Origin of the sequence: Xanthomonas theicola (assembly GCF_014236795.1) — a bacterium.
In the GTDB taxonomy this organism is placed as follows: Bacteria; Pseudomonadota; Gammaproteobacteria; order Xanthomonadales; family Xanthomonadaceae; genus Xanthomonas_A; species Xanthomonas_A theicola.
In genome coordinates this window covers 3,313,694-3,333,181 of sequence record NZ_CP049017.1, presented here as the reverse complement: position 1 = coordinate 3,333,181, position 19,488 = coordinate 3,313,694, and the positions used below count along the sequence as shown (strand labels likewise).

The following is a 19,488-nucleotide window of genomic DNA, read 5'->3' as shown; positions in this document are numbered from 1 at the left end:
GCCTCGACGCGCGGCCTGCCACACCGGTCGAGCCGCGTCACGCTGCGCCCGGACACGCAAGTGCCCGGGCGTTCCTGTACATGGGGCCGTGCCGTGTGCCGTGTCGGCATCGACGCGCAACCTGACGGTCGGCTGCGCGCGGTTGCGGTTGCGGTACGGACGATGCGAGGGTTTGAACGACAACGGCGCCGCAGCGCCGTCCTCGCCAACGCGGGGGTCGGCCGTTCATTTGCCCGGCGCCGTCGTCGCCGGCTCGGCGCCGCCCATCATGCCGTCGCGTGCCGCCTTGAACGGGTTGTCCGGATACCAGTTCGGCCAGGCGTCGCCTGCCGCCAGTTCCTTGCCGACCCCGTACACGGCCTGCAGGTCGTCCATCACCCCATCGAGCTTCCAGGTGGCCGGATCGTACTGATCGGCGGGCGTGTGGTAGCGGTGCTTGCTGTAGTCCGCGGAGGCGCGCTTGCCGGCATCGATGCCGCCATCGACCAGATCTTCGCCGCCATCGATGTACAGCGCCGGCACCCCGGCCTTGGCGAAGTTGAAGTGGTCGGAACGGAAGTAGAGGCCGCTCTGCGGCGACGACTCGGCATGCAACACGCGGCCCTGCGCGGCGGCGATCGGCTTGAGCAGGTCCTCCAGTTCGGAACTGCCGAAGCCGTTGACCACCAGGTCCTTGGCGCGGCCGGCGACCGCCATGGCGTCGAGATTGATGACGCCGGCGATCTTGTTCAGCGGAAAGGTCGGATGGGCGACGTAGTACTTGGAACCGAGCAGGCCCGATTCTTCCAATGTCACGGCCAGGAACACCACCGAGCGCTCCGGCCTGGGCTGCTGGTGCGCGAAGGCATCGGCGATCTCAAGGATGCCGGCGACGCCGGTCGCGTTGTCGACCGCACCGTTGTAGATGTTGTCGCCGGGTTCGCCTTCATGCTTGCCGAGGTGATCCCAGTGCGCCATGTAAAGCACCGCCTCGTCGGCGCGGCGGCGGCCGGGCAGCACGCCGACCACGTTGCGGGACGTCTTCGCGGAGATCGTGCTCTTCAGGTCCACCGACAGCTTGGTCTTCAGCGGTACCGGCTTGAAGCCGCGCTTGCCGGCGTCCTTGTAGGCCTGCGCCAGATCCAGCCCGGCGTCGGCGAACAGTTGCCCGGCGGCGTCGGCGGTGATCCAGCCCTGCGCCGGGATGCGTGGCTCGGGATCGTCCTTGGCCGGCAGGTCGTACTGCGCGCCGGACCAGGAATGCTTCACCACGTCCCAGCCGTAGCTGGCGCCGGCAGCGTCGTGCACGATCAGTGCGGCGGCAGCGCCCTTGCGCGCGGCTTCCTCGAACTTGTAGGTCCAGCGTCCGTAATAGGTCATGCGCTTGCCTTCGAACAGCGTGCCGTCCTCGCTGTGGAAGCCGGGGTCGTTGACGAACATCACCACCGTCTTGCCCTTCCAGTCCTGGCCCGCGTAGTCGTCCCACTTCTGTTCCGGCGCGTCCACGCCATAGCCGACGAACACCATGTCGCTGGCATCGATCTTGACCTCGGCCTGTCCGCTGCGCGTGCCGATCACCATGTCGGTGCCGAACTTCAGTTCGCGCGGCTTGCCGTTGTGTTCCAGCTTCAGCGTGGTGCCCGGGTCGGCCGTGGTCTCGGTCATCGCCACATCCTGGAACCAGCTGTCGCCGTTGCCCGGCTGCAGGCCGATGCGCCGCATCTGGTCGCGGATGTAGGCGACGGTCTTGTCCTCGCCGACGGTGCCGGGACCGCGGCCTTCGAACGCGTCCGAGGACAGGGTCTTGACCAGCTCGCCGAAGTCGGCCGGGGTGATGCCTGCGGAAAATGCGTGGACCGCGGGGGGCGCCGAGGCGGTCGCCGGGGCGGTATCGGCAGCCGGCGCCGGTGCTTCGCGCTTGCACGCGGTCAGTGCGGCGGCCGCAACCAGGCACAGCACGAGCTTGCGGGACATGGGGCGTCCTGGGGTCTGGGGAATCCCGATTCTATAGGCAAGCCCCACGCTCGCGGCGCCGCCGGCGGCGCTGCCGGATCAGTTGTCCGGCGCGGTATCGCCGTCGAACGACTGCGCGGTGGCGCCGCTGATCGAACCGATCTTGGCGCTACGGTGCACGAGCAGGGTCACCTCGCGTTCGAAGTGCAGCGGGCCGTCGATCACCGCGCGCGGGCCGATGATGACGCGTGGTTTGCGCGACGGTTTGAACGACATGCTGAAGCTCGGCTTCTTGATCTCGATTGCGCCGCCGACGTGCGAGTCGTGGCCGACGGTGATGTCGCCGTTGACCGTCTCGATGCCGCGCTCCAGTTGCGTGGCGACCAGGCCGATGTTGCCGTTGACGCTCTCCACGCCGCCGCCGACGCGGCCGCCGCGGTCGACGAAGATGCCGCCGTTGACCGTCTGGATGGAACCGGCGATCTGCGCCTGCCGGCCCACGCGGATGCCGCCGTTGACCGTGGACAGGTCCCGGGCCTGCGCGTTGCCGGCGAGTTTGATGCCGCCGTTGACGGTTTCCACGTTGCCAGCGGTGGCCCCTGATTCGATGGTGATGCTGCCGTTCACGGTTTCCAGGTCGCCGTATTGCTTGCCGGACTCGGCGGTGATGCTGCCGTTGACCTTGCTGATGTCTTCCGCCGCCAGGGCCGGGCCGGCGGCCAGGGCCAGCGCCAACATGGCCGAGAAATGCGTACGCTTCATCATCCCCTCCAGGGTGCTGGCTGGTCGCGGTGCCAATCGTGGGGCGATCACAACACGCTTCGCTACAATCCGCATCTGCCTGAAGTCACTGGACCACGCCCTTGCCCGCGACTGTCTTCGTTCCGTTGCGTCCCGCGTCACCCGCCGCGGCGGGACGGCGCCCGCGCGGACGCCGGCGCGTCGCGCCGCGGCTACTGGCGGCGACGGCGTTGCTGCTGGCCGCGGCGCTGGCGGCGGCGCAGAACCCGCGCGACGCCGCGCACCGCCTGGAGAAGGTGCGCAGCGAGCTGAAGAACGTGGCCGAGGAGCGGCGCCAGCTCGAAGGCAAGCGCGGCGACGCCGCGCGCCAGTTGCGCGACGCCGACGAGAAAGTAGCCGCCACCGGACGCAGCCTGGCGCAGACCCAGCAGGCGCTGCGCCAGCAGCAGCAGACCCTGGCCGAACTGCAGCGCAAGTGCGACACGCTGCGCGGTGGTCTGCTGCGGCAGCGTGCCGAACTGGCGCAGTTGCTGCGCGCGGCGTATGCGATCGGTAGCAATGCACCGCTGAAGTTGCTGTTGGCGCAGGACCGGGTGGCCGACGCCAACCGGCTGCTGGCCTACCACCGCTACCTGCAGCGCGAGCGCGCGCAACGGATCGCCGCGCTGACCCATGCGCTGCAGGCGCTGGAACAGGTGCAGCGCGACGTGGTGATGCAGCAGCAGCAGCTGAGCGCGGCGCAGCGCAAGCAGCAGGAACAGGCGCTGGCACTGGCGCGCGACCGCAAGCAGCGCGCCAGCCTGGTTTCGGAACTGGACCAGCGCTACCAGGACCGCAGTGAACGCGAGAAGGCGCTGGGCCAGGACGCCAAGGCGCTGGAGACGCTGCTGGCCAATCTGCGCGCGGCCGCCGCGCGGGCCGAGGCCGAGCGCCGTGCGGCGGCCAAGCGCGCCGCCGCGGAGCAGGCCGCGCAGGCCAAGGCCGCGGCGAAGAATCCGACGCGCGGCGGCAGCAAGGCGCCGCCCAAGGTGGTGGCCTTGGCGCCGGCGCTGAAGGTCGGCGGCCTGGGCTGGCCGTTGTCCGGCGACCTGCTCGCGCGCTATGGCGGCAAGCTGCCCGATGGCCGTACCAGCAGCGGGGTGCTGATCGCCGCGCCGGCCGGCAGCACGATCACGGCGGTGGCCGACGGCACGGTGGTGTTCTCCGACTGGATGACCGGTTACGGCATGATCCTGATCCTGGACCACGGCAACGGCTACATGAGCCTGTACGCCCACAACGATGCGCTGTTGCGCGATCCCGGCGAGCGGGTCAAGCGCGGCGATGCGGTGGCCAAGGTCGGCAATTCCGGCGGCCAGGGACGCCCGGCGCTGTATTTCGAATTGCGCCGCAACGGCCAGCCGGTGGATCCGGCAGCGTGGCTGCAGCGGCGCTGAACGCCGCCGCGGCGGTCCAGCCAACGCGAATTCAGTCTGGCTTCGCGCATAATCCAGGCAGTTGCGCCGCCAATGGCGCAGGCCATCCCCCAACCGGAGTGCTTCATGCGCGTAGTCCTGTCCGCTGCCCTGTTGCTGGCCCTGGCGCCGCTGCCGTCGATGGCGCAGCGCGCCGGCGAGCAGACGCCCATGGCCCCGGCGGCCAGCGCCGACGATCCGAATGCCACCGAATCGGCTACCTCGCGCGTGCCGCTGGACGAGATCCGCCGCTACGTGGCGGTCTACAACGCGGTGAAAGAAGCCTATGTCGATCCGGTCGATGACAAGAAACTGATGCAGTCGGCGATCCGCGGCCTGCTGCTCGACCTGGACCCGCACAGCACCTATTTCAGCAAGGAAGACGCCGCGGCCTTCGACGAACAGGCCAGCGGCGCCTACGACGGCATCGGCGTGGAGCTGCTGCAGTTGCCGGACAACACGCTCAAGGTGGTGTCGCCGATCGACGACACCCCGGCCGCACGCGCCGGCCTGCGCTCGGGCGACATCATCGTCGCCATCGACGGCAAGCCGATCAGCGCGGTCAAGGCGATGGAGCCGTTGCGCGGCGAGTCGGGCAGCAAGGTGGTGCTGACCATCGTCCGCGAGAAAGTGGACAAGCCGTTCGATGTGACCCTGACCCGGCAGACCATCCGCGTGGCCAGCGTGCGCAGCCGCATGCTCGAGCCGGGCTACGGCTACATCCGCATCAGCACCTTCCAGGCCGATACCGGCGCGGACTTCCACAGGCAGCTGCAGCAGTTGCAGACGCAGGCCGGCGGCAAGGTGCGCGGCCTGGTGCTGGACCTGCGCAGCAACCCCGGCGGCCTGCTGACCGCGGCGGTGCAGGTCGCCGACGACGTGCTCGACAAGGGCACCATCGTGACCACGCGCGGGCGCATCTCGGTCAGCGATTCCAAGTTCGATGCCACACCCGGCGATGTGCTCGACGGTGCGCCGATGGCCGTGCTGGTCGACGCCGGGTCGGCCAGCGCCTCGGAGGTGCTGGCCGGTGCGCTGCGCGACAACAAGCGCGCGCGCATCGTCGGCAGCCGCACCTTCGGCAAGGGGTCGGTGCAGACCGTGCTGCCGCTGGACAACGGCGACTCGGTCAAGCTGACCACGGCGCGCTACTACACGCCCAGCGGCAAGTCGATCCAGGCCAGCGGCATCGTGCCGGACGTGGTGTTGCGCCCGGAAGGGAGCAAGCAGGACGCGAACCCCCCGGCGCTGCTGGCCGACTACAGCGAAGCGACGCTGCCCGGCCATCTGCATGGCGATGACGAAGGCGCCGAGGGCTATAGGGCCGGCGACGTGCTGCCCGGCGACGCGCCGATCGCGCAGGCGCTGGCCGAGCTGAAGCAGCCCGGCGCAGTGGCCAAGGCTGCCGCCGCCAAGTCGGCCAGGGCGAAGCCGAGGCCGGCCGCGCCGTCCGCGCCGAGGTCGGCCGCGCCCGCGGCACCGAACACCGATGCGCCCAAGGTCGAGGTGCCGGCGTCCGGCGACTGAGCCAGGCGCGGCGGCCGCGCTGCGCCAGCCGCGCGCCCATGCTGCGCGGCCGGGCCAAGCTTCCCAGCGTGGTGTGGGGAGGAACCAATGCGGGTGTCCTGGCTCATGTGTGGCAACCGTTATCGGTCTGGCCTGTCGCGATTGAAGGGCACCTCTAAAAACCGCTCTGTTTTGGCATCGTAAAGGCATGAAAGAACAGCCGATGCCCTGCGATGATCAGCTTGTTTGCCGGACACGAGCGCGAGTCCAAGCGCCAGCAGATGGGCGATTGGCTGGCGCTGCTATCACGCCATATGAACTTGCCCCCTGACAACGGACGCCAAGAAGCTTCGGTCAAGCGGCTTGCCTGAAGCGCTTGGCATAGTCGTTTGGCGACAGGTAGCCGAGCGCGCTATGCAGGCGGATGGAATTATAGAAGCCGTGGATGTAGCTGGCGATGGCGGCGTGTGCATCGGCCTTGGTCGCGTACACGCCAGTGGCTTCTTCGTTCTTGAGCGTGGCGAAGAAACTCTCGGCCACCGCGTTGTGCCCCGAGGGCAGGCTGCGCGCTCCCAGCAGTTGCCCTTGCGGCTCATGCTCTGAACCAGGCCGTGCGCGACCAACGTTTTGCCGAAATCACCGCTAGCGTACTGGCTGCCGCGGTCGGAGTGGAACAGCGTCCCGTCAGTGGCCGGGTGAATCGCGCAGGCATTGAGCAGGGCCTGCTGCACCAGGTCGTCGAGCATGCGCTCGGCCACGCTGTAACCGAGAATCTGGCCGGTGCGCAGGTCGATGACCGTGGCCAGGTACAGCCAGCCTTCCCGGGTTGGCAGGTAAGTGATGTCGCCGACCCACGCCGGCACCTTGCTGTGCACGGCAACCTGGCGAGCAAGCCGGTTGCGGCCACTGGGCGCAGATGCCGGCTGCCGGTGATGCGAGGCTTGAAGCGGCCCTTGGCCTTGCCCCGCAAGCCCTCCTCACGCATCAGCCGGGCCACACGCTTGTGGCCCACCGCATGGGCACGGACACGCAGCGCCTGCACCATGCGGGGCCGGCCATTGCTCCGAGGGCTGGTCGCATAGACAGTGTGCAGTCCGAGCTGGGCACTGTGCATCCGCGCAAGATCCTCGCCCTGGTCGGGCTGGCGCCGTTCAATCGCCCTAGAACACTTCCGATCCAAGTGATGCCACTTGTGGAAGCGACTTCAGTCGCCAATGGCTCTACTTGCAAAGCTTGTCGCGACTGAAGTCGCTCCCACAACACGCCAGTGGCGGCAAATACCCGAATCGAAAATGCGCTAGCGGCCGCTGGCGCGGCCAACGCCGCATCCAGGGCGGACGCGCCGACGTGCGGCGGGGGCTGTCCATGGCCACTTGGGCCTCGATCCACACCGGCTCCCCATTGGCCCACCCCACGCCCGCCTGACCGTCGCAGGCAAACCCGCCGAGATCGCCCTCGTCGCCTGCATGCACAAGTACCTACGATGGCTCGATGCCATCGCGCGCGATCGAGCCCTTACCCCCCTCCTGTCATCGCTTCTGCACGACAGTCGACTTCTACAGGGTGGTTTGCAGAGCAGGGACCGCAATGCCTCAGTCGCACGCCTGCATCCGCGCCTGCTCCGCCAGCGCCGCCCGCAGCGAAAAGATCTGCAGCGCCTCGCGCCATTTCTCGCCCGGCGCCGAGCCCGGCAGCGGTTTCTGGAAGCGCCACATGAGGGCTTCCCACGCCTGCACGCGCGGATCGGCCGTGTCGGCGGCGGCCTTGGCCGCAGGCGCGTAGTCCACGTCCACTTCCATCAGCATCACCAGGCGGTCGCCGCAGCGATGGATGTCCAGTTCGCGGATGCCGGCGGCGCGGATCGAAGCGACGATCTCAGGCCATACCGTGTCGGCGCGATGCCAGCGCTCGTACTCGGCGATCAGCGCCGGGTCGTCGTGCAGGTCCAGCAGATAGCAGTGACGCGGCATCTCAGGCTCCCGTGGGCACGCCAGACGCCGCGGCGGCCGCGCACGGCGCACGCAGCGCGAAGCCGAGGATCACCGCGAAGCACAGCGCCGGCACCGCCATCGCCCAGTGGATGCCGGCATGGTCGGACACCGCGCCCATCAGCGCGGTCAATGCGGCGCCGCCGATGATCGCCATCACGATCAGCGAGGAGCCGAGCTTGCGCGCGTCGTCGTCCAGCCCGTCCAGGCCCAGCGCGAAAATGGTCGGGAACATCACCGACATGAACAGGCTGCTGGCCACCAGCGCGTACAGGCCGGTCCAGCCCGGCAGCGCGATCGCCACGCTGCACAGCAGCAGGTTGAACAGCGCGAATGCACCCAACAGCCGCGCCGGCGCCACATAGCGCAGCAACCCAGTGCCGACGAAGCGGCCGGCCATGAACAGCACCAGCGAGACGGTCAGGAAGCTGGCCGCGGTCTTCTCCGGCGTACCCGGCACCGCGTCCTGCAGGTAGCGGATCAGATAGCTCCAGATGCCGACCTGCGCGCCGACGTAGAAGAATTGCGCGACTACCGCGAACACGAAGCACCCGTTGCGCAGCAGCGGGCCGAAATAGGCCTTGCCGCCGCTGGCGGCGGCGCCGTTGTCGCGGGTGACCGGGAAGCGGGTCAGCGCGATCAACAGCGCCCACAGCACCACCACCGCGCCGATGATGAGGTACGGCGTCTGTACCGCCGCCGATTCGGCGGCGAAGAAGCTGGCGCGCGCGGCCGGCGCCATCGCCTCCAGTTCTTGCGGCGTGTGCTCCACGCCGGACAGGATGAAATGCTGGCCGATCAGCACGCCGGTGATCGAGCCCAGCGGATTGAACGCCTGCGCCAGGTTCAGCCGCCGCGCCGCGCCCTCGGCCGGGCCGAGCACGGTGACCAGCGGATTGGCGGTGGTTTCCAGGAACGCCAGGCCGCTGGCGATCACGAACAGGGCCAGCAGGAACAGCCCGTAGGTGTGCTCCTGCGCGGCCGGGTAGAACAGGAACGCGCCGGCCGCGTACAGCAGCAGCCCGAGCACCACCGCCGCCTTGTAGCTGAAGCGGCGCATGCACATCGCCGCCGGGATCGCGAACACGAAGTAGCCCAGGTAGAACGCGCTCTGCACCAGCCCGGCCTGCAGGTCGGACAGCGCGAAGGCCTTCTTGAACTGTTTGATCAGGATGTCGTTGAGGTTGTTCGCCATGCCCCAGAGGAAGAACAGGCTGACGATCAGGACTAGGGGCATGATGGCGGTACGCGCCAGACTGCCGCCGGGCGCCGCTGTGGCGGTGTCGCTGCTGTGGTGCATGCTGCCTACCCCTCCCAGGATGTGCCCGCGTGGCGTTGGATTGTGCCCGGAGCGTACTGCGACCGCTGGCGCCATGCAAATATAAAATTCGTATTTATATTTGCATGGCCCGCAAGCGTGTTCGATGCTTGGCGCGTGCCGCCGTCGCCGGCGACAGCACCGGTGGGCGCGGGTCGCAACGAACGCGCTATCCGGCCGTCGGCGCGCCGGCCGCGGACCCGATTCGCCGCGCTTCTGTCCACGGACATTCCCTGTACCCTAGCGCCCTTCCACACCCCCCTGCCGGGCCTCGACGGAATGACCACGCCCCCGCCCAAGTACCGTGCCCCCGCCCTGGACAAGGGCCTGGACATCCTCGAATTGCTGGCGCGCGACGCGCGGCCGATGACGATGGGCGAGATCTCGCAGGGGATCGGCCGCTCGCGCGGCGAGATCTTCCGCATGCTGCAGGTGCTGGAGGAGCGCGGCTACCTGACCAAGGGGCCGGGCGAGGGCGGCTACGTGCTGACCAATCGCTTGTTCATGCTGGGCATGCAGCAGCCGCAGGTACGCAACGTCACCGAGGTGGCGCTGCCGGTAATGCGCCGACTGGCCGACGCGATCCGCCAGCCGTGCCACCTGGTGGCGCCGTCGGACGACCAGATCGTGGTGATCGCGCAGATGGACGTGCCCAGCGACCTGGGCCTGGTGGTGCGCCCCGGCCACCGCCGCCCGCTCGCCCATTCCACCTCCGGCCTGGTGCTGTTCGCGTTCCAGCACGCCGACGCGCAGGCGCGGCTGCTGCAGCGCCTGGACGCCGGCGAGGTGGCCTACGACCGCGCCGGCTTCCTCGCCGCCGCCGCGCAGGTGCGCGCGCTGGGCTACAGCATCCACCCCAGCGAAGCGGTGGTCGGGGTGGTCGATCTGACCGCGCCGATCCTGCAGCACGGCAGCGCCGGCTACACGCTGACCGTGCCCTTCATCGAGCGCCGCCCGCAACAGATCGACGCGCAGGCGGCGATGCAGGCGGTGTGCGCGGCGGCGGCGCAGATCAGTGCGGCGTTGGGCGTGTAGGACTTATGGATCGCACTCATGGACGCGAAAGCTAAGGCGAACATCGAAGCACGTTGCCTTCAATCAAGGCAGCGCTGTGTTGATTTGGGTCGGCTCTTGCCTACAACCCGTCCATCTCTGTTACGGGCTGACTTTGCTCGTAAAGCCATTGATCTGGCAATCGAGCATCATTCCGCAATCAAAGGTGCGGGCACTTGGTTGCATAAGTTCATGCACGGTGGCTTGCTTCAACTGGGGCGTCGAGGTAGCGACCAGATGTGGAGTGAACGAGAAATTCTTACGCATCTCGTCATCGGAGATTTGTTCCTTAGGGATGGTCTGAACAACTCCCTCTGATCCTGCGACAATCGTACAAAGCCCAACAGGACAACGACGATGCAATTGTCTTTCGGCGACGCGGAGTACAACGGCAAGCGCAAGCAGACGCGGCGCGAAAGGTTGCTGGCCGAGATGGATCAGGTGGTGCCGTGGAAAGACCTGCTGGCGCTGATCGCGCCGCACTATCCGAAGTCGGGCCATCCGGGCCGTCAGCCGTACCCGCTGGAGACAATGCTGCGCATCCACTTTCTGCAGCAGTGGTACGCACTGAGCGACCCGGGCGCGGAAGAAGCCTTGTACGACACGGCGTCGATGCGCCGTTTCGCCAGGATCGGCGGGTTGGATGAGGTGCCGGACGAGACCACGATCCTCAACTTCCGCCGGTTGCTGGAGACGCACGATCTGGCGCGCACGCTGTTCAACCGGGTCAACGCGCACCTATCGCGCAAGGGCCAGAGCCTGCGCGGCGGCACCATCGTGGACGCCACGATCATTGCCGCGCCCAGCTCGACCAAGAACAAGAACGGCGAGCGCGACCCGGAAATGCACCAGACCAAGAAGGGCAATCAGTACTACTTCGGGATGAAAGCGCACATCGGCGTGGACGATGAGTCCGGGCTGGTGCACCACTTGGAATGCACGGCGGCCAACGCCGCAGATATCACCCAGGCGCACAAGCTGCTGCACGGCAAGGAAGACACGGTATGCGGCGACAGCGGCTACACCGGGCTGGCCAAGCGCGAGGAGATGGCGAGCAAGCGCAAGCTGCGCTATCTGATCGCGGAGAAGCCCTCGAAGCTGAAGCAGATCAAGAGCAAGCGCGAATTGAAGTGGGCACAGCGCTGGGAGCACGCCAAGGCCAGCCTGAGGGCGAAGGTGGAGCATCCGTTCCGGGTGATCAAGCGCCAGTTTGGCTACGTCAAGGTGCGCTATCGCGGCTTGGCGAAGAACACCGCGCAGGTGCTGACGCTGTTTGCGCTGTCGAACCTGTGGCTGAAGCGAAAGCAGTTGCTGCCTGTCGTGGGGAGGGTGTGCCTGTAACCCGGGCAATACCCCGGAAATGCGCCGGAAACGGCGAAAAACCGAGGGTCTGAGCGCCGTGGGCGTGGTCGATATGGCTTGCCTCATCCTCCGACCGCGTTGATCAGACTATCCTTAGTGACCGCGATATCGGTCGGGTCGCTTACCTACGATGTTCCGGAGTTGGGGGCACTTTCTTTCTGGCATCGAGATATGCTCGCTAAGGAATCAGCCGCGCTGCAAGGCCTACAAGATGTGCCGCCGCAAATTCCCAAGTTGCTGCCCCCTCTGAAGTGACTATGGCCTGTTAACACTAATGGCCCGAGCGTTTAAACTATCGGGCATGGAGATCACGCCAGCACAATTTTCCCTACTCGAACACTGCCTGCCGGCACAGCGCGGCAATGTCAGCATGACCAACCTGCAAGTGGTCAACGCCATCCTTTACGTTGCCGAGCATGGCTGCAAATGGCGCGGCCTGCCCAAGCGCTTTGGCAACTGGCACACGGTGTACACACGCATGAACCGCTGGGCCAAGGCGGGTGTGCTGGACCGGATGTTGGCCCAATTGCAGAAGTCCCAGATCGTGCGCATCAAAATCGAAGCAATCTCGCTGGACTCCACCAGCATCAAGGTGCATCCCGATGGCACGGGCGCATTAAAAAAAACGGTCCGCAGGCCGTCGGCAAGTCCCGCGGTGGATGGAACACCAAGATTCATATGGTTGCCGCAGATGCTCGAACAGCCATCACCTTTGGATTGACGCCTGGTAACGTGCATGACGCACCTGCAGGCCGCACGTTGCTTGAACACCTGGGGCCAGTGGAGCGGCCGATTCATTTGTTGATGGACCGTGCCTACGAAGGCAACCAAACCCGCCAGTTGGCGCTCGATCTTGGCTTCGTGCCGGTGGTCCCGCCGAAATCCAATCGGGTCGAGCCTTGGGAATACAACCGGGAGATGTACAAGCGGCGCAACGAAGTGGAGAGACTGTTCCGTCGCCTGAAAGGCTACCGCCGGATTTTCTCGCGCTTCGAGAAGCTGGATGCCATGTTCCTTGGATTCCTCAGCTTCGTCCTGGTCGTTGATGGGCTTCGGATGTGTTAACAGGCCCTAGGTGCACCTAGTCAGAGAGTTGCGCCAGCGCTTCTTGCGTTAGTAGAAGCGCCTGTTGCAGCGCAGCGTGCATTGGTCACGGTTTCATAATTATATCGTAATTACAATTTCGACCGGCCCCGCTGCGAGGTGGGGCCGCCCCTTCATCGGCCGACGGAAAGCCTCATGCCTCAAGACTGGAATACGTTCGCCGACAATCGCCGGCAACGCATGCAGCGCGCCGCCGCACTGGCGCGTGGGCGGCTGGTGCAGGCCGAGGACGCGGTCGCGCTGCTGGAGGCGGTGATCGAGCCCGGCGACCGCGTCTGCGTGGAAGGCAACAACCAGAAGCAGGCCGATTTCCTGTCGCAATGCCTCACCGAGGTCGACCCGGCGCGGGTGCACGGGCTGCACCTGCTGCAGTCGGTGCTGGCGCTGCCCTCGCACCTGGACGTGTTCGAACGCGGCATCGCCCAGCGCCTGGATTTCTCCTTCTCCGGGCCGCAGGCGCTGCGCCTGGCGCGGCTGGTCGCCGACAACCGCATCGAGATCGGCGCGATCCACACCTACCTGGAACTGTTCGGGCGCTATTTCGTCGATCTGACTCCGCGCGTGGCGCTGGTCGCGGCGCAGGCGGCCGATCGCCACGGCAATCTCTACACCGGGCCGAACACCGAGGACACCCCGGTGATAGCCGAGGCCACCGCGTTCAAGGGCGGCATCGTCGTCGCCCAGGTCAATGAGATCCTCGACACGCTGCCGCGCGTGGACATCCCTGCCGACTGGATCGGCTACGTGATGCAGGCGCCGCGCCCGCACTACATCGAACCGCTGTTCACCCGCGACCCGGCGCAGATCTCCGAGATCCAGGTGCTGATGGCGATGATGGCGATCAAGGGCATCTACGCCGAGTACGGCGTGGACCGGCTCAACCACGGCATCGGCTTCGATACCGCGGCGATCGAGCTGCTGCTGCCGACCTACGCCCAATCGCTGGGCCTGCGCGGCAAGATCTGTCGGCACTGGGCGTTGAATCCGCATCCGGCGCTGATCCCGGCGATCGAGTCGGGCTTCGTCGAGTCGGTGCATTCGTTCGGCTCGGAACTGGGCATGGAGCACTACATCGCCGCGCGCGCCGACGTGTTCTTCGCCGGTCCGGACGGTTCGATGCGCTCCAACCGCGCGTTCTCGCAGACCGCCGGCCTGTACGCCTGCGACATGTTCATCGGCTCCACCCTGCAGATCGACCTGCAGGGCAACAGTTCCACCGCCACCCGCGACCGCATCGCCGGCTTCGGCGGCGCGCCGAACATGGGCTCGGACGCGCGCGGGCGCCGCCACGGCAGCAATGCCTGGCTCAAGGCCGGGCGCGAGGCCGCGCGCCCGGGCGAGATGCCGCGTGGTCGCAAGCTGGTGGTGCAGATGGTGGAGACCTTCCGCGAACACATGGCGCCGGCCTTCGTCGAGCGACTCGACGCGTGGGAACTGGCCGAGCGCGCGAGGATGCCGCTGCCGCCGGTGATGATCTACGGCGACGACGTCAGCCACGTGCTGACCGAGGACGGCATCGCCAACCTGCTGCTGTGCCGCAGCGCGGAGGAGCGCGAACAGGCGATCCGCGGCGTGGCCGGCTACACCGCGGTGGGCCTGGGCCGCGACAAGCGCATGGTCGAGAACCTGCGCGATCGCGGCGTGATCCGCCGCCCCGAGGACCTGGGCATCCGCCTGCGCGACGCCAGCCGCGACCTGCTGGCCGCGCGCAGCGTCAAGGACCTGGTGCGCTGGTCCGGCGGCCTGTATGCGCCGCCGCAACGTTTCCGCAACTGGTAGGGACGCCGATGGAAACCCTTCGCTATCGCTACGACGGGCGCCTGGCGCCGAACGGCCGGCGCGACCACGTGCTGGTCGGCGTGGTGTCGTCCGGCAACCTGGAAGTGCTGATCGAACCGCAGGAGCTGGGCGGGGCGATGCAGATCGAGATCGTCACCGCCGCGCACGGCTTCGGCACGATCTGGCAGGCGCTGCTGGACGATTTCGCCGCGCGCCATCCGCTGCGCGACGTGCGCATCTCGATCAACGACGTCGGTGCCACACCGGCGGTGGTCGGGCTGCGCCTGGACCAGGCGGTGGAAGCCTTGCAGGAGGATGCGTGATGCATCGAATCCCGACATCCGCAATCGCGGTGCTTTCTGTAGCAGGGGCTTTGGGTGGCCTCGGGCCGTCAGCCCCGATGGTGTCTGGAGCCAGCGATATCTCGGCGTCGTTCGTCGCCACTGAAGTCGCTCCCACAGGAGACTTCGCGCTATCGAAGGTAGCTTCGGGCGGGGGCGTCATGTACAGGGTTTCAGTGCTTGCGGTTGTGGTGGGGATCGGGTCGCAGCATCGGTGCGCCGCATTCCCTATGGGAGGAGCTTCAGCCCCTATCGTTTTCGTAGCCGGTGATATCAGGGCTGCGTTCGTCGCGGCTGATGGCCCGAGGCCACCCAAAGCCGCTCCTGCAGGAGGCATCGCCGCGGCCAACCATCATTCCGTTCGTCCTGCGCCGCACGCCTATCGCCCACACCGGAGGTGCGCATGAGCGCGATCCCCGACAACCGCCGTCCGCGCAGCTTCTACGAAGCCGATGCGCGCGAGCGCATCGCCGGCGTGCTCGATCCCGGTTCGTTCCGCGAGTTCGTCGGCCCGCGCCAGCGCGCGATGAGTCCGCACCTGGCGCAGCTGGACCAACCCGGCGCGTTCGACGACGGCATCGTGGTCGGCGAGGGCCGGCTCGACGGGCGCGCGGTGCTGGTCGCCGCGCAGCAGGGCCAGTTCATGGGCGGCGCGGTCGGCGAGGTGCACGGCGCCAAGCTCACCGGGCTGCTGCAGCGCGCCGTCGCGACCCGGCCGGCGGCGGTGCTGCTGTTGCCGGATACCGGCGGCGTGCGCTTGCACGAGGCCAACGCCGGCTTGATCGCGATCTCCGAGATCATGCGCGTCACCCTGGACGCGCGCGCCGCCGGCGTGCCGGTGCTGGCGCTGATCGGCAGCGGCAACGGCTGCTTCGGCGGCATGGGCATCGTCAGCCGTTGCTGCTCGCGCATCGTCATGTCCGAGGAAGGACGGCTGGGCCTGTCGGGTCCGGAAGTGATCGAGACCGTGCGCGGGGTGGACGAATTCGACGCGCGCGACCGCGCCCTGGTCTGGCGCGTGACCGGCGGCAAGCACCGCTATCTGCTCGGCGAGGCGCAGGCGCTGGTGGCCGACGCCATCGAGGAGTTCCGCGCTGCGGCGATCGCCGCGCTGGCCGCGCATGCGCCGGCCGCGGACGACGACGGCCTGGCGCGCATCGCCGCCGAACACGCCGCGCTGCGCCAGCGCCTGGACGCCTACGGCGATTGCCGCGACGGCACGGAGATCTGGCGCCGGCAAGGCATCGCCGATCCGGAAGCGTTGCCGCTGCTGGACACCGCCGCCTTCCTTGCCGCCGTCGCCGACCAGAGCCCGTGATGGACCTGCCCCCTCTGTTGCAGCAACTGTTCCCGCTCGGCCACCGGGTCGATGTAAGCGACGGCGTGATCTGCGGCAGCGCCACCACTACGTTGGGCGAGGTCACCGTGATCGGCAGCGCGGACAAGCTGGAAGTGGGTGTGGAGCACGCGCTGGCGCTGGCCGCCGCGGTGCTGGACAGCACCCGCGCACATCCGCAGCGGCCGATCGTGATGCTGGTCGATACCGCCGGCCAGCGCCCGTCGCGCAAGGACGAATTGCTGGGCATCAACGGCTACTTCGGCCACCTGGCGCAGTGCCTGGATCTGGCGCGGCGGCGCGGCGCGCGCCTGCTCACGCTGGTCTACGGCGAATCGGTCAGCGGCGGCTTCCTTGCGTTCGGGCTGATGGCCGACGCGATCTATGCGCTGCCCGAGGCGCAGGTGCGGGTGATGGACCTGCGCGCGATGGCGCGGGTCACCAAGCAGCCGCTGGAGAAACTGCAGGCCCTGAGCGAGAACTCGCCGGTGTTCGCGCCGGGCGTGGAGAACTACGTGGCGATGGGTGCGGTGCAGGCGCTGTGGGTGGACGCTCTGGCGCAGGCACTGGTCGCCGCGCTGCAGGCGCCGCTGCGCGGCGACGAACGCGCGCAACGCGGCGCCGAGCGCAACGGCCGCCTGCTCGCCGCATCGATCGCCGCGGAGGTCGCGGCCGGCCATGCATGAGCCGCTTGCCCGGCACGAGCTGGTCTGGCTCGCGGCCGATGCACCGTGGCAGGCGCGTACGCCGGGTGCGCAGGCGCGCCTGCGCGCCTGGTTCGCTGCCGGCCATCCGGCGATCGTCGCGCGCGGCGATCGCGGCGACGATGCGCAGCAGCTGCGCCTGGGCGTGCCGTTGCCGCCGGCCGAGGGCAAGCAGCGGCTGTCGCTGTCGGCAGCGCCGGGCGCGGTGCTGCGGCAGCGCGCCCCGCCGACGCTGGACGAGGTCTGCGCGCAGGGACAGGCCGTGGCCGACTGGCGGACACCGCTGCACGCATTGCAGACGTTGGCCGCCGGTCATGGCCTGGTGCCGCGCGTGTTCGGCGCCTTCGCCTGGCAGGCGCTGACCGGCCTGCCGTATGTGCGCGCCGGCTCGGATATCGACCTGTTGTGGCAGGTGCCGACGCCGGCGCAGGCGAGCGCGTTGCTCGCCGACCTGGCGCGCTGGGAGCAGCGCCACGGCCGCCGCGTCGACGGCGAAGTGCTGCTGCCCGACGGCAGTGCGGTGAGCTGGCGCGAACTGGCCGGCGACAGCGCGCAACTGCTGGTCAAGGCGCTGCGCGACTGCCGGCTGCAACCGCGTGCGGCGCTGCTGCAAGCCTGGGCGGCGTGATGGACCTGCAGGGGAAGCGCAGCAACGAGGACGGCGATTTCCCCGCGCTGGCGTCCGCCGCCGCGGACATGTTGGCGCCACCGGTGGTCGGGGCTGAAGCCCCTCCTACAGGGGAATCGGCCAGCCACCTGCTGCCCCCTGTAGGAGCGGCTTCAGTCGCGACGAACACAGCGTCAAACCTTCCGGCTTCGGAAGCCGTCGGGACTGAAGTCCCCCTCACAGTGCAGGTAGCCAGCCATCGGCGACTCCCTGTGGGAGCGGCTTCGGCCGCGACGAACGAAACCACGATCTTCCCGGTGCCGGAAGTGGTCGGGGTTGCAGCCCCTCCTGCAGCGCAATTTGCGGGCTCTCTGCGAGTGACTTCGACCGCAGCGGATGCAGTGGCGAACGCTCCATGCACCGCGGCCATGCCGCACCGCCTCGGCCGTCTCGCCGTGGCCAGCCTGCACGCCGAGCTGGCCTGCGCGCCGAAGCCCGGCCTGGTCACGCCGTTCGATCGCGGCAGCCACGAGGACATGGACGCGGCCACCTTCCTGCGCAGCTTGTTCGCATTGCGCGGCTACTTCGTCGCGATCGCCGCCGCCGGAGCGGCGGACGCCGCATTCCCGGCGCTGCGCGAACTCGGCATCGTTGCCGAGCGCGCCATGCTGCGCGCCACCGGCGGCATCAACACCCACCGCGGCGCGATCTTCAGCCTGGGCCTATTGGTCGCCGCGGCGGCGCGGCTGCGCCGCCAGCATCAAGCGGCCACGGATGGCGTGGCGGTCTGCAACGCGGTCGGCCTGTGGCGCGACGCGCTGCCGGACGCGCCGCTGGATCCGCACAGCCACGGCCAACGCATGCGCCGCCTGCATGGCGTGGCGGGCGTGCGCGAACAGGCCGCTGAAGGGTTTCCGCTGCTGCGCGAACTGGCGCTGCCGGCGCTGCGCGGCGCGCTGCGTGCCGGCTTCGCGCACGACGCTGCGATGGCGCAGACCTTGCTGCTGCTGATCGCGCACACCGAGGATCTGAACCTGCTGCATCGCGGCGGCCGCGACGGCCTGCGCTTCGCGCAGCGCAGCGCGCGGGCGTTCCTCGATGCCGGCGGTGCGGCGCAGCCGCAGTGGCGCCAGCGGCTGGCGCGCATCGGCGATGCCTTCGTCGCACGCCGGCTGAGCCCGGGCGGCAGCGCCGACCTGCTCGCCTGCGCCTGCTTCCTGCAGCGCCAGGAGACCGCATGAGCCTGGCGCTGCTATGCCCGGGGCAGGGCGCGCAACATCCGGCAATGTTCGACTACAGCGCCGGCGCGCCTGCGGCCGAGGCGGTGCTGGCCGCGGCCGCGCAGGTGCTCGACGCCGATGCGCGCGCGCTGGCCGGCGCCGATGCGCGCTACGACAACGCGGTCGCGCAGCCCCTGGTCTGCGCCGCGGCATTGGCCAATGCCGCGGTGCTGCTGCCGCAGTTGCCGACGCCGGCCATGCTGCTCGGCTACAGCATCGGCGAGCTGGCCGCGCACGCGCTGGGCGGCGGCATGGATGCGTCGACCTGCCTGGCGCTGGCGGTGCGGCGCGCGCAGCGCATGGATGCCGCCAGCCGCAACGGCGACGGCCTGATCGCGGTGCAGGGCCTGCTGCGCGACGCCGCCGAGGCGCTGTGCGCGCAGACCGGCCTGCACATCGCCATCGTCAACGGCGACGACCATCTGATTCTCGGCGGGCATGCCGATGCGCTGGCGCAGGGCGCGCGCCAGGCGCGCGCCCTGCGCGCGCGGGTCACGCGGCTGCCGGTCGCGGTGGCCGCGCATACGCCGCTGCTGGCGAGCGCGGCGCAGACCTTCGCCGCCGACCTGCGCGCCGCCGCGCTGGCCGCGCCGCGCGCCACGCTGCTGGCCGGCATCGACGGGCACCGCATCGGCGACCGCGACGACGCCATCGGCACGCTGTCGGCGCAGCTGGCGACGACCCTGGATTGGGCGGGCACGCTGCGCCAGGCCGCCGAGCGCGGCGCGCGGGTGTTCCTGGAACTGGGACCGGGCGGTGCGCTGGCGCGCATCGTGCGCGAGCTGTTGCCAGACTGCCAGGCACGCTCGGTGGAAGAGTTCGGCAGCCTGGCCGCGGCGGCGGCCTGGGCGCGGCAGGCGGAGCAACGCATGCAGTGATGCGGCCGTGGCGGCGATGGGGGGCGGCGATGGGAGCCGTCGCGCCGCAACGGCGGTTGGCAGTGGGCGATCGACCCAGGGTGGCGGGTGGCCATTCGCGGCAGT

At 68.7% G+C, this 19,488-nt stretch carries 18 protein-coding genes and 1 pseudogene; 13 read left to right on the top strand and 6 right to left on the bottom strand.

Annotated features, from left to right (window positions below):
- Nucleotides 1–225 precede the first annotated feature (225 nt).
- Together G4Q83_RS15520 and G4Q83_RS15515 are read right to left on the bottom strand one after the other, a co-directional pair.
- Nucleotides 226–1,953, bottom strand: coding sequence for a M28 family metallopeptidase (locus tag G4Q83_RS15520; protein ID WP_128420047.1), 1,728 nt, complete (start codon nt 1,951–1,953; stop codon nt 226–228).
- 78 nt (nt 1,954–2,031) lie between these two features.
- Nucleotides 2,032–2,694: a DUF4097 family beta strand repeat-containing protein gene (locus G4Q83_RS15515; RefSeq protein WP_128420046.1), complete on the bottom strand. Its 663-nt coding sequence runs from the start codon at nt 2,692–2,694 to the stop codon at nt 2,032–2,034.
- A 125-nt stretch (nt 2,695–2,819) separates the two neighbouring features.
- On the opposite strand from G4Q83_RS15515, the gene G4Q83_RS15510 reads away from it, so the two are divergent.
- Nucleotides 2,820–4,109: a murein hydrolase activator EnvC family protein gene (locus G4Q83_RS15510; protein WP_128420064.1), complete on the top strand. Its 1,290-nt coding sequence runs from the start codon at nt 2,820–2,822 to the stop codon at nt 4,107–4,109.
- A gap of 105 nt (nt 4,110–4,214) precedes the next feature.
- On the top strand, nt 4,215–5,654 hold the full coding sequence (locus tag G4Q83_RS15505) for a S41 family peptidase (protein WP_128420045.1): 1,440 nt from the start codon (nt 4,215–4,217) through the stop codon (nt 5,652–5,654).
- 333 nt (nt 5,655–5,987) lie between these two features.
- On the opposite strand, the gene G4Q83_RS15500 is transcribed toward G4Q83_RS15505, so the two are convergent.
- The 4 genes and pseudogenes from G4Q83_RS15500 to fucP form a co-directional block, all read right to left on the bottom strand.
- Nucleotides 5,988–6,173, bottom strand: coding sequence for an IS3 family transposase (locus G4Q83_RS15500; RefSeq protein WP_158255004.1), 186 nt, complete (start codon nt 6,171–6,173; stop codon nt 5,988–5,990).
- Between the two features lie 95 nt (nt 6,174–6,268).
- Nucleotides 6,269–6,496, bottom strand: a pseudogene (locus tag G4Q83_RS24720) (DDE-type integrase/transposase/recombinase); the annotation flags it as partial.
- A 729-nt stretch (nt 6,497–7,225) separates the two neighbouring features.
- A complete protein-coding gene (locus G4Q83_RS15490; protein ID WP_128420042.1) occupies nt 7,226–7,603 on the bottom strand; it encodes an L-rhamnose mutarotase in 378 nt (125 codons plus the stop codon).
- A 1-nt stretch (nt 7,604) separates the two neighbouring features.
- Complete coding sequence (gene fucP / locus G4Q83_RS15485) at nt 7,605–8,921, bottom strand: L-fucose:H+ symporter permease (protein ID WP_128420041.1); 1,317 nt, start codon at nt 8,919–8,921, stop codon at nt 7,605–7,607.
- A 297-nt stretch (nt 8,922–9,218) separates the two neighbouring features.
- Between fucP and G4Q83_RS15480 the strand changes: the two genes are divergently transcribed.
- The 11 genes from G4Q83_RS15480 to G4Q83_RS15430 all read left to right on the top strand — a co-directional run bounded on the left by G4Q83_RS15480 (nt 9,219) and on the right by G4Q83_RS15430 (nt 19,383).
- Nucleotides 9,219–9,974, top strand: coding sequence for an IclR family transcriptional regulator (locus tag G4Q83_RS15480; protein WP_128420040.1), 756 nt, complete (start codon nt 9,219–9,221; stop codon nt 9,972–9,974).
- Nucleotides 9,975–9,992: 18 nt separating this feature from the next.
- Complete coding sequence (locus tag G4Q83_RS15475; RefSeq protein ID WP_128420039.1) at nt 9,993–10,310, top strand: hypothetical protein; 318 nt, start codon at nt 9,993–9,995, stop codon at nt 10,308–10,310.
- 39 nt (nt 10,311–10,349) lie between these two features.
- Entirely contained in the window at nt 10,350–11,333 is a 984-nt protein-coding gene (locus G4Q83_RS15470) for an IS5 family transposase (RefSeq protein ID WP_185817191.1), read from the top strand.
- Nucleotides 11,334–11,655: 322 nt separating this feature from the next.
- A protein-coding gene (locus tag G4Q83_RS15465; RefSeq protein ID WP_246432117.1) for an IS5 family transposase occupies nt 11,656–12,419 on the top strand; the annotation gives its coding sequence in 2 pieces (ribosomal slippage) (nt 11,656–11,971 and nt 11,971–12,419; 765 coding nt in all).
- A 174-nt stretch (nt 12,420–12,593) separates the two neighbouring features.
- Nucleotides 12,594–14,237 (top strand): malonate decarboxylase subunit alpha, encoded by a 1,644-nt coding sequence (gene mdcA, locus G4Q83_RS15460; protein ID WP_128420564.1) that lies wholly within the window; start codon nt 12,594–12,596, stop codon nt 14,235–14,237.
- Between the two features lie 8 nt (nt 14,238–14,245).
- Nucleotides 14,246–14,560: a malonate decarboxylase acyl carrier protein gene (mdcC, locus tag G4Q83_RS15455; RefSeq protein WP_128420563.1), complete on the top strand. Its 315-nt coding sequence runs from the start codon at nt 14,246–14,248 to the stop codon at nt 14,558–14,560.
- A 421-nt stretch (nt 14,561–14,981) separates the two neighbouring features.
- Nucleotides 14,982–15,896, top strand: a complete 915-nt coding sequence (locus G4Q83_RS15450) for a biotin-independent malonate decarboxylase subunit beta (protein ID WP_128420562.1) — start codon at nt 14,982–14,984, stop codon at nt 15,894–15,896.
- A complete protein-coding gene (gene mdcE, locus G4Q83_RS15445) occupies nt 15,896–16,600 on the top strand; it encodes a biotin-independent malonate decarboxylase subunit gamma (protein ID WP_128420561.1) in 705 nt (234 codons plus the stop codon). Before G4Q83_RS15450 ends, mdcE begins: the two co-directional genes overlap by 1 nt.
- A complete protein-coding gene (mdcG, locus tag G4Q83_RS15440) occupies nt 16,593–17,246 on the top strand; it encodes a malonate decarboxylase holo-[acyl-carrier-protein] synthase (RefSeq protein ID WP_128420560.1) in 654 nt (217 codons plus the stop codon). The genes mdcE and mdcG overlap by 8 nt, the downstream gene beginning before the upstream one ends.
- A 407-nt stretch (nt 17,247–17,653) precedes the next feature.
- Nucleotides 17,654–18,466, top strand: coding sequence for a triphosphoribosyl-dephospho-CoA synthase MdcB (mdcB, locus tag G4Q83_RS15435; RefSeq protein WP_128420559.1), 813 nt, complete (start codon nt 17,654–17,656; stop codon nt 18,464–18,466).
- Nucleotides 18,463–19,383: an acyltransferase domain-containing protein gene (locus G4Q83_RS15430; protein WP_128420558.1), complete on the top strand. Its 921-nt coding sequence runs from the start codon at nt 18,463–18,465 to the stop codon at nt 19,381–19,383. The genes mdcB and G4Q83_RS15430 overlap by 4 nt, the downstream gene beginning before the upstream one ends.
- Nucleotides 19,384–19,488: the final 105 nt, after the last annotated feature.